The organism is Deltaproteobacteria bacterium, from assembly GCA_016874775.1.
Lineage (GTDB): Bacteria > Desulfobacterota > Binatia > Bin18 > Bin18 > VGTJ01.
Window position 1 is genome coordinate 1 of the sequence record VGTJ01000191.1, and the last position, 10,863, is coordinate 10,863.

9 protein-coding genes are annotated in these 10,863 nt (G+C 53.0%); 4 read left to right on the forward strand and 5 right to left on the reverse strand.

All coding sequences use genetic code 11. The features are described from left to right. Positions 1-121 precede the first annotated feature (121 nt). From FJ147_24030 to FJ147_24040, 3 genes are all read right to left on the reverse strand, one after another. A complete protein-coding gene (locus tag FJ147_24030) occupies positions 122-442 on the reverse strand; it encodes a hypothetical protein (GenBank protein ID MBM4258956.1) in 321 nt (106 codons plus the stop codon). A 265-nt stretch (positions 443-707) separates the two neighbouring features. Then, complete coding sequence (locus FJ147_24035) at positions 708-971, reverse strand: hypothetical protein (protein ID MBM4258957.1); 264 nt, start codon at positions 969-971, stop codon at positions 708-710. After that, positions 941-1,807: a hypothetical protein gene (locus FJ147_24040; protein ID MBM4258958.1), complete on the reverse strand. Its 867-nt coding sequence runs from the start codon at positions 1,805-1,807 to the stop codon at positions 941-943. The genes FJ147_24035 and FJ147_24040 overlap by 31 nt, the downstream gene beginning before the upstream one ends. Before the next feature lie 755 nt (positions 1,808-2,562). Between FJ147_24040 and FJ147_24045 the strand changes: the two genes are divergently transcribed. Continuing rightward, a complete protein-coding gene (locus FJ147_24045) occupies positions 2,563-4,203 on the forward strand; it encodes a DUF11 domain-containing protein (protein MBM4258959.1) in 1,641 nt (546 codons plus the stop codon). Positions 4,204-4,312: 109 nt separating this feature from the next. After that, positions 4,313-6,226, forward strand: a complete 1,914-nt coding sequence (locus FJ147_24050) for a DUF11 domain-containing protein (GenBank protein MBM4258960.1) — start codon at positions 4,313-4,315, stop codon at positions 6,224-6,226. A 47-nt stretch (positions 6,227-6,273) separates the two neighbouring features. Here FJ147_24050 and FJ147_24055 read toward each other — a convergent pair whose 3' ends face one another. Both FJ147_24055 and FJ147_24060 read right to left on the reverse strand, forming a co-directional pair. Further along, positions 6,274-7,473: an acyl-CoA dehydrogenase gene (locus FJ147_24055; protein ID MBM4258961.1), complete on the reverse strand. Its 1,200-nt coding sequence runs from the start codon at positions 7,471-7,473 to the stop codon at positions 6,274-6,276. A gap of 9 nt (positions 7,474-7,482) precedes the next feature. Beyond that, a complete protein-coding gene (locus FJ147_24060; protein ID MBM4258962.1) occupies positions 7,483-7,890 on the reverse strand; it encodes a hypothetical protein in 408 nt (135 codons plus the stop codon). A 137-nt stretch (positions 7,891-8,027) separates the two neighbouring features. Here FJ147_24060 and FJ147_24065 point away from each other — a divergent pair, with 137 nt between their 5' ends. Both FJ147_24065 and FJ147_24070 read left to right on the forward strand, forming a co-directional pair. Further along, positions 8,028-9,131 carry an acyl-CoA dehydrogenase gene (locus tag FJ147_24065; protein MBM4258963.1) on the forward strand — a complete coding sequence of 368 codons (1,104 nt, stop codon included), beginning with the start codon at positions 8,028-8,030 and terminating at the stop codon, positions 9,129-9,131. Between the two features lie 118 nt (positions 9,132-9,249). Further along, positions 9,250-10,476, forward strand: a complete 1,227-nt coding sequence (locus FJ147_24070; protein ID MBM4258964.1) for an acyl-CoA dehydrogenase — start codon at positions 9,250-9,252, stop codon at positions 10,474-10,476. Positions 10,477-10,863 lie beyond the last annotated feature (387 nt).

Consider the following 10,863-nt stretch of genomic DNA (forward strand, 5'->3'; position numbering starts at 1 on the left):
GGCCTACAGGTCTCCGACGATGAGTTTCAAGCGCTCAATATCAAACCCGGTAAGTTTCATGGCGATTGGAACTATACGCTTCTTCCTCGCTCTTAATCGGTAACTTAATTCTTGCCCATGCCTAACTAAGCCATTCTTGGGAAATTTTTTCACTCTCCCGTAGCTCGTCTTGCCAACGTTCTGTAAGAGGAGGAACGTCCAGGTCGGCAATGAGAAAACGAATCACGTGCTCGATTGTTACGCCACCAGTAGGCAAGTGCAACTTATTCAGTGCAAATCCTTCCCGCACGTCCTGAAATGCACGATGGGACTGGACATGATGACGACTGTAGGGAAACTCAGGATCGATCTCTGGAGAAACGTACTCGAAGCGAACTTCGGCTTCATCTCGAACTGAACGAGTTCGCTGGATACGGTATGCATACTGAAGCGTACGAAGCATGTACCCTTGACCTTCTGGAAAAGCTTGGAGATCTTGTCTCAATGAAAGATACCAACCTAAAGAGCGAAGGGGGATAGCGATGGATTCTTGGCGACTATCAGAAAACGCGAGCGCGGTTTTTTCCTGTTTAGCATTTCTGACAAAGAAGCTGAGGCGAGAGCGGGGAAGGACCTTGTTCAGTATGCGATTCAGATGATCTTGAAAAGTCTGAAAAGCCTCGCGAGGAGTTCTAGCGATGAGAGGCATAGGACATTCCTCTCACATTTTAATAATCCAAGAGGGAAGCTAACATAGAGAGGTGCGCAAGATAGCCATTTGGCCCTGTACGAGGGATAGTCCTTTCTTTCAATCCACGCAGGTATTCTTCGCCGCTGATTCCCAACCCTTCACGTGCGTCTCTGTCTATAAGCGCGAGAAGTTCCTCATCCGTGAGTTCATAGAACCCACCTTCAACTGTTTCAACATCTTCTTCACTAACTGTAGGTATTGAGCGATTCTCTAAGTTTCGCAGTCCTTGTGGTAATGCCATACTTCTATGTGTGCCCCATGTAGGAAGGAAATGCAAGAAATCTCGATCCTTACTCGCGCTACAGAACGTGGCAGAACGTAGGCCGGAATAAGCGAAGCGTTTCCGGCAACAGCCTGACTTTGCTCATACGGAACTCGCACAGCGGAAACCAAGGGCACCGGACCGATCCCGGGGTGGAAGTCGTACCGATAGGCTGCGCGCACGCTCCGCCCTACGTGTCTCCGCGAAGGCCAGGTAGGGCAGGCTGTGCCTGCCATCAGCGGCAGAACATCGACATCTCGGGTATCCCCTTTTTCGGAAATCGCCTTAAAGAGTTGCAGAGCAGTGTCTGGGGCATAGTTCAAAGGGAGGAGATGACTCACGATACTGGCGATTTTGTCGGCTTGCTCTTGATTCACCTCCTGCATCAAACTCACCAAGAAACCGACTACTTCAGTGACCTCACGGTGACTAACCATGCGAGCGGCTGTGAGTACAGCCAGGGCTTCCGCGTTATTTTCGAGGTCCTCCTCTAATGGAGAGGCTTCGGTAAGTTGAGCCATCTTTTCCGCAACTGTCTGCAAGAGATCTTTGCCAAGCCGTTGTAGTTGTGATGCCACATGTGTCATGACCTCTCGTGCCCGTTTTTCTTGTTGACGTATATATTCTTCGACTTCTTTCTTCTCTTGCTCGTCATAGGGAGAAACGAAACGGAGTTCCTCGATCAGTGCTTTTCGAATTTGCTCGGGAGACATCCCAGCAAAAGCGCCAGGCTCTACCATTGCCATGAAATTCTGGAGTGTCTCTGCCTCTGCATACGAGCCTGGAACAAGCCACGGTGCGTCAAATTTTGGCATAGACAGCGCCTCAGAAGAATCCAATCGGTCCAACATATACTGGAGACATGGGCAAATTTACGAACCCACGTTCAGGGGTGAAGCTCCTGGATGCCCGCCTGCGCGGGCATGACGAACACGCGGCTCCTAACGACGGGAAATCCGCGCCAATTGAGGCTTGGATAAAGACCTACCCTTATGAGCCCTAACCCTCGCCCCTGCGGGGCGAGGGAATTTCCTAGAAGCCTGCGAGACAGGTGCATTTTCCACAGTGTCAAAAAAATCCGACAAGCTGTTTCTTTCGTACTCCTACGATAGGTACGACGAGTTACCAGCAACTGCGCAAAGCCTCGCGTTTTCCTTGGGTTTTTCATTTTGTCTGAAACGCAGCAATATCCAGAAACATCTCATCATAAGCAAAATGAGCTCAAGGTATACAGTTTGCTGATAACGAACCGATACGCATCCGTAGTTCAGGAGGAATCAGCTATGGAATGGCTTGATTTAGGATTGTCTTCCGGTTTGCTGTGTCTTGCCTATCTGCTCCTGTTCACCACAGCACGAAGCCGGTGAGTACGGAGCAACGCCCGTCATCGTTCCTTTTCTGTCCTGGTGAGTGTTACGTGCCGACAACGGTTAAGGATAGAACCAGGCCTCGAACTTTTGGCCTGTTTGCAGCCCCTGGTAATCCTGCATACTGTAATGTCCTCCTCTAGCCATCCGCTGTGATGTGGATGCTAAGGAGAACATTACTTTGCTGAGGGGGGCACATTATCGTGCATGCTGTTGCGACTTCCTCTCGCGGTTTTCTTGTGTGGTGCGTTGTTCTGCTGTTAAGTGCGATTCCACTTCCGACCAACAGTCAAAGTCCGCCGACAATCAACCTGGAACGCATCTCCTACCCCGGTCACTTTAATTTTACTGCTCCTATCGGTATCGCTCACGCAGGCGATGGAAGCCAGCGGTTATTTCTCATCCAACAGGATGGCACTATTCTTCTCATTAAAGGGCAAACGGTACTGGATCAGCCGTTTCTCAATATCTCCGCACGCGTGAGTTGTTGCGCCGAACGCGGGCTCCTTGGCCTTGCCTTCCCTCCCGATTATGCGCGCAGGCAAGTTTTTTATGTCAATTATACTGACCTCTCCGGTAATACCATGATCGCCCGTTATCGTGCCACCAGCAATCCTGATGTCGCCGACCCGAACAGCGAACAGGTCGTGTTGACCATTCCGCAGCCCTTTGACAACCACAACGGTGGCCAACTCCTTTTTGGTCCGGATGGATGTTTGTATATCGGTATGGGCGATGGCGGGGGCGCTGGCGATCCGCTCAACTTTAGCCAGAACCCAGGTTCATTGTTAGGCAAACTCCTGCGCATCCAGGTCAGCCCACGCCGTCTTGGCTATACCATCCCCGCTACCAATCCGTATGTGAACACCCCTGGGTATCGAGGAGAAATTTGGGCACTTGGTTTACGAAATCCTTGGCGCCTCGCTTTCGATCGCTATTCTGGTGACCTATACATCGCTGACGTCGGCCAGTTCAACTATGAAGAAGTCAATGTACAGCCAGCTACCAGTCGCGGCGGCGAGAACTACGGTTGGCGCATTACCGAAGGTGCTCATTGCTACAATAGTCCTACCTGCGACCAGACCGGTCTGACTCCCCCGACCGTCGAATACGAGCACAATGACCCAGACCCTACCCTCAAAAGGAACAACTGCGCCGTGATCGGCGGGATCGTGTATCACGGTGTGAAATATCCGCGCCTGCAAGGCATGTACATTTACGGAGACTTCTGTTCAGGGCGCATTTGGGGACTCAAACGCAATGGTGCGAGCTGGCAAAATACCCTCCTCTTTGGTCGTCCGCCTCTGCAAAACAGGCTCCTGATCGCTGCCATCGGCGAAGATGAACAAGGAGAGTTGTATGCTGTGGACCGTTTCAACGCCGCCCTTTTTCGCGTGGTCGAGGCTTCGCCAACCGCGAGTACTGATCTTATGCTCACCGGTAATGACTTTCCTGATCCGGTCACACCGAACACGAATTTGACGTACACGTTCACAGTTACGAACATCGGCGCGACAACCGCCACTGGTATACAAGTGAACAACCTGTTACCAGCTGGCAGCACCATCGTTTCAGCTTCAACCTCGACAGGCTCGTGCGCTCCGACGAATCCAGTGACCTGTGTGTTGAATCCGCTCGCCAGTACTAGTCAGGCACAGGTTGTCGTTGTCGCCAAGTCAACCAAGTGTGGGATCATCAATAGCACCGCACATGTTGTCAGTGATCAAACCGATCCTACGTCAGCGAATAATACCGTAGCGATAGCCACCACAGTCGCCGGAGGGGTCTGTGACCTGCCACCGCCTCCACCATGTCAAGGCAGCACGCGACGGAAGTGTCGGTAATCCATCGTTCAGTTGCGCATTAGGTTGGTCTGTGTGGGCCATGATATGAAGGAATAGACTCTGCTAAGCAGCCCTCCACGAATCCAGGCAGAGCCACATCGGAGATTGCATGCGCATTGCATTGCGTTGGTTTATTGTTTCAGTGTTGTGCCTCTCACACTCAGCCTCTTCGGCTCAGGCGCAAGGGTCGAACCAAACCTCTCCTACTATTACACTCACGCGATTCCTCGGCGGTTTCCGCAGCCCTGTGCATATCACTCACGCTGGAGATGGCAGTCAGCGCCTCTTTGTCCTTGAGCAAGAAGGTGTCATTCGCATTGTCAAGAATCAAACTCTGGTAGCAACACCATTCCTCGATATTGCCGCACGGGTCGGTTGTTGTGGTGAACGTGGGCTCCTGAGTGTCGCTTTCCCTCCGAACTACGCCAATAAAGGGTACTTCTACGTCAACTACACAAACAACGAGGGCACGACAGTTATCTCGCGTTATCGTGTAACCTCAAACCCAGACGAGGCAAATCCCAACAGTGAGGAAGTCCTCCTCACTGTTGAGCAGCCGTTCTCGAATCATAACGGCGGCCAGATCGCTTTTGGTCCTGACGGGTTCTTGTATATCGGTATGGGTGATGGCGGCTCAGGAGGTGATCCGCAGAATAATGGTCAGCGAACCGACACGCTCCTTGGCAAGCTCTTGCGTATCGATGTCGAATCAGGCGCCAAGCCGTATGCTGTTCCTGCGACCAACCCCTTCGTGCAAAACCGCAACTATCGGAGTGAAATCTGGGCGCTTGGCCTCCGTAATCCGTGGCGATTTTCTTTTGATCGCCAAACTGGCGACTTGTACATCGGAGACGTTGGACAAGGGGTGTATGAAGAGATCGACTTCCAGCCAAAGGCTAGTCCTGGTGGCGAAAATTACGGCTGGAAGATTATGGAAGGAGCCCATTGCTTTAACAGTAGCTCCTGCAATCAAAGTGGATTGACCCTCCCTTTAGTTGAATACGACCACTCGCAGGGCTGCTCTGTCACTGGAGGTGTGGTGTACCGCGGCCAGCAATTTCCTCGCTTGCAGGGCCTCTATTTTTACGGCGATTTCTGTAGCGGAAATCTGTGGGGCCATAGGTCGACCTTCGGGTCTCGGCAAAACACACGACTCCTCGACACGGCTCTAACGATTAGCACTTTTGGTGAAGACGAGGCAGGTGAAGTGTACGTAGCTGATTATGGCACTGGCGATCTGTACCGTATTACCGACCCAGAGCCGGTCTCCGGTGCAGATTTGGCGGTTTCCCTTGCCGATGCTCCTGATCCTGTCACTGTCAATAGTAGCGTCACCTATACCGCGACGATTACCAACAATGGGCCATCGCCGACCGAAAATGTCCAACTGAATGCGTCGTTACCGGAAGGGGTGTCATTTGTATCGGCATCCACATCACAGGGCACCTGCAGTGGCACGACGCCCGTCAATTGCCAAATGAGTAGACTGGACCCACGTGCGACTGCCACAGTCACCTTGGTGCTCAAACCCACGAATCCGGGCGGGTTGAGTTTGACGGTGTCAGTGTCAGGAAGTGAACCTGATCCCGGTTCCGGCAATAATGTCGCCACTGCCGTCACTAGCGTGTCTACGGGGTCGCCTTCGCCTCCAGCCAACGCACCGGACTTCACCGGCTTTTGGCAAAGTGTCTCGCAGAGCTGTAAGGGCAACGGCGCCGCACTGAGATGTAAGCTGAAAGGCTCGTTCGTCGTGCAGAGTCAAGGAAACCAAAATGCTCCAAGCACCTCTGTCCAATTTTACTTTTCGCCGAACACGATCTTCGAGTCGAGTGATACCCTGCTCAGTAGTACGACAACCAGCGCTGTCAAAGCCGGAAAAAGCAAAAGAAGAAAACTCAGTGTGACACTCCCAGGCGGGCAGACAGCCACTGGAGGGTTCATTATTGCGGTCATCGACGCAGCGAATAGCGTCAGCGAACGTGACGAAACCAACAATGAGATCAGTTCGACAGTGATACCCTAACTTGCAAGGGGGCACAGTCGTGCACCTCGGTCTTCCCGTGAACTCCCCTACCCCTTCGGTAGCTTCAACACCCGCTCGCCGATAATGTTGTGTTGGATCTCACTTGAGCCAGCAGCAATGGTGAGCCCGCGTGCACGCAGCGCGCGATGGAGCCAGCGACCATTTTCTACCGCCCCAGCGGAGTTCCGTTCGAGCTGCGAATATGGACCGAGCAGTTCCTCAGCAAACATCGCAACACGCAAGTTGAGTTCAGTCGCATGCAATTTGCCGAACGAGCTTTCTGGTCCCGGCACTTTCCCGTTAAGCTGTGCGGTCAGCGAACGGTAGCGACTCAAACGCAAGCACAACGACTCACTAGCAAACTGTGCGAGCCTCTGCCGCACGTACGGATGTCGCGCAGCAGGCATTCCTTCGAACTGAACCGATTTCGACACCTCAACTAATTCGGTGATAGTTTTTTCCACTGGATGTCGTGTCCCACCCGAGACGCGCTCATACATCAATGTTGCGATCGATACCTGCCATCCTTGATTGAGATCACCGACCAAATTTTTTCGTGGCACACGTACGTTGTCATAAAAGACTTCGTTAAAGTCGGAATCGCCTGTGATTTGCACCAAGGGGCGAACCGTAATACCGGGAGTTTTCATATCCACTAACAGATAGGATATGCCACGATGTTTCGGCGCATCGGGACCGGTGCGCACCAGTAACACTTGCCACTGCGCACGATGCGCCAGACTGGTCCATACCTTTTGGCCGTTGATCACGAAGTCATCGCCATCAAGCACCGCTCGAGTTTGCAGTCCGGCCAAGTCAGAGCCGGCACCGGGCTCTGAATATCCCTGACACCAGATTTCCTCAGCAGTAAGCATCTTGGGCAGAAAGCGGTGCTTTTGTTCGTCGGTTCCGAACCCCATCAAGGTGAAGCCAATCCGGTCAAGCGCGAGTTGATTGGCGCCATAGAGGGGCAAGCCTAAGCGTAACACTTCATCTTGATAGATCACCTGTGCGACGAGACTCGCCCCGCCACCACCCCACTCTTTCGGCCAGTGCAACGCAACATAGCCAGCAGCATGCAACCGCCGGTGCCATTCCAACATCTTTTGCCAGCGTGCCTCATCATTTTCTTCACGATCGGCTATTGGATCACTATCATGGCCAAACACTTCGGCCTTATTGCGTTCGAGCCACCCGCGCAAATGAACGCGAAAAGCTTCTTGTTCTGGAGTAAAAGTAAAATCCATACACTCCCCTTAGAACACCAACCGGTGTCTCCTCAGGATCGATTGCCACACTGGCGGCAGGGCCAACACCAACAAGAGTAGGGCGGGAAGAAACACAAGAGAGGCATCAATACCCCAATGGGTCGAGGGCAAACGACCAGTGAGAATGTCAACGACGTGGAGTAACGCGTGCCCCACCACCCAAGCTGTCAGACCCACATAGACAGGATAACAGCGCTCAAGATTCATCGCGCACCAGCCGAACCCAACTCCCAAAATCGTAAAGGTCACACCGATATCACGAATGAAATGCACATTAAGAGGTCCGGTGTCAGGAACCGCCGCTGGTAGATCTGTGTACCAAGATTCAGGAGCGATGAGCATCCATACGCCGTTAGCACTATTGAGGATACACAAAAGCCAGAGTAGCGCTTTCATTCTTTTTTCCCCTGTAGCGGGAAGGCAGCCTACCACGCTGTGCCTGGCGAGAAAAGCGTATTTCCTGAATCTGAAGGACGGTCGTACTAGACTGCGCCCTCAAAGATTCGCTACGGTTACAAAAGGAGATTTTCACTATGGCAGGGTTTCAGCCAACCGAAGAACAGCAGCTCATCCGCGACACCGTTGCAACGTTCGCACGCGAGCAGATTCGCCCCGTCGCGAGAGAAGCGGACGAAAGCGGACAGATTCCAGCGTCTCTGATTCAACAAGTATGGGAACTCGGTCTCATTCAGAGCACGATTCCCGAAGCCTTCGGCGGCAGCGGCGAACCCCCGTCAGCCATTACCAGTTCGCTGGTCTGTGAAGAACTTGCGTGGGGAGACCTGTCAATTGCCTTGCACGCGCTTGCACCACGTCTGCTCATACAACCGCTCCTGACCTTGGGAAATGAAACCCAACAACGAATCCTCCGCGAGTACACAGACAGTGAGTTCCTGGCAGGAACCGCAGCCGTCGTCGAGCCGCGGTTTGCGTTTGACATCAACGAACTGGCAACCACCGCAGCAATTGATCAGGGAGAGATTGTCCTGAATGGCACGAAGTGCCTCGTTCCTCTCGCTGCCGAGGCACGACATATCCTCGTGTATGCTCGTGACGGACAAGGAATGACTGCCGTCTTGGTTCCGCACGGAACTCCGGGACTCACGATCCACGAACGTGAGAAAAACATGGGACTCAAAGCCATCGCGACCTACGAACTTACCCTAGAGAACTGCCGCGTCCCCGCGAGTGCTCGTCTGGTCGGCAGTCTTTCTCCGCTCTTGAATCGCGCTCGCGTTGCCCTTGCCTCGCTGGCGGTGGGTGTCGCCCGTGCAGCGTTTGAATACGCGACAGCCTATGCCAAGGAGCGACGTGCATTTGGTTCAGCGATCGCTCAGAAGCAAGCCGTTGCTTTTATGTTGGCGGAGATGGCCGTCGAGATTGATGCAGCCCGGTTGTTAGCATGGGAAGCCGCGTGGAAAATTGATGCCGGTCAGGATATCCCAACCGGTCAGCTCTCCGCCGCTACCCGCGAAGCATGTTTAGCGAAGAACTACGCTGCCAACATGGTACTCAAAGTGACAGACAATGCCCTGCAAGTCTTAGGTGGACACGGGTATATTCGAGATCACTTCGTTGAACTATGGCTGCGTAATGCGCGAGGGTTTGCCACGTTTGAAGGAATGGCGATGGTGTAAGAAGTAGTCTTTAGCTATCAGAGCTCAGCCGTCAACCAGACAAAAAAGACCAGCACTGAAATGACAGGACTCGCTGAAAGCTGAGAGCTAACCGCTGCAAGCTCACTGGGAGGGTATGATGATCGACTTCACTCTTTCTCCGGAAATTCAGAATACACAGCAAATGATTCATATAGTGGCGGATCAGACCATGCGACCGATTTCTCGTGAATACGATGAACGTGAACACGAGAAGCCAGTGGAATGGTTGACGATGATGTGGAATGGCTCGAAAAACATGATCAGTTTCGGCGACAACGAAAAGAGCCCATCCAAAGAAGGACGAAAGCCCGCCGAGCGTACCCTCCGCGCTGCGATCCTCATCGAAGAACTGTCGTGGGGAGATGCAGGACTGTATCTGAGTATCCCGAACTCTGGGCTTGGTGGTGCAGCGGTCATGGCGGCTGGCACTCCCGAACAAAAAGAACGTTTCCTCGCACGATTCCGCGATGGTGACCCGAAGTGGGGTGCGATGGCCATCACCGAACCAGGCTGTGGCTCGGACTCAGCAGCAATCACAACGACCGCGGTCCGAGACGGTGACCACTGGGTCCTCAATGGTACAAAAATCTTCTGCACCAGCGGGCACATGGCAGTGGAAAAATCAGAAGGGTTTGTCGTGGTTTGGGCGACAGTCGATAAAGCTGCGGGGCGTGCGGGGATAAAAGCGTTTGTGGTTGAGCACCACACCCCTGGAATGACCGTCACCAAAGTTGAGAACAAAATGGGGATTCGCGCATCCGACACTGCCATGCTGGTCTTTGAAGATTGTCGCATCCCGCTTGATAACATTTTGGGGAGCGCCGAAGTTCAGCAGACAACCGAAGGGTTTAAAGGGGTCATGGCCACCTTCGACGCCACGCGGCCGCTGGTCGCCGCAAGTGCACTAGGGATTGCACGCGCTGCGGTCGACTTCGTTCGCGAGAGTTTCGAGAAAGAAGGCATCACCATTCGCTATCATGTCCCACCAACTAAGCTCACCACTATCGAACGAGACTTCATGGACATGGAAGCTGACTTGCAAGCCGCACGCTTGCTCACTTGGCGAGCCGCTTGGATGATTGACCAAGGCATGCGGAATAACCTGGAAGCCTCTATTGCAAAAGCCAAAGCTGGACTTGTAGTCACACGAGTAACGCAGAAAGCAGTCGAACTGCTAGGCCCACTCGGGTACTCGCGGAAAATACTACTCGAGAAGTGGATGCGCGATGCCAAGATCAACGACATTTTCGAAGGCACGCAGCAGATTAATCTGCTCATTATTGCGCGCCGAATTCTCGGCTATTCGAGTCGGGAATTAAGTTAGGGCAGTACACTCTCTATCGAACGGCAGATTTTCATTCCTTAAAGAATCTTGGTAGTTTGACCGAAGGATGAGTCAGAAAAATTACGTCGCGTAGCACTACGTGTGTCTCTCAATGCGGGGGGCTGATGGGTAAAGGGATGCACGTGAGGAAGAGAAGACAAGTATGCTGCCGTTTCAGTGTCCCCCCACGATCCTGTCACTGCACGCTCAGTTGCTTGCCGTTCTGAGTGCAGATAGCAACGCAAGCTGGTGGGCTTACGTGGCCTGATGAACGAAGAGGAAACACGAGAGGCAGGAAGGAGGAAAGAGCGACACCCGATTTGTTCCGCGGGAGCAAGCAAAGAAGGTCTTGTGAGCGAGCAGCGATGGAGCTAAGAGCGACATAGG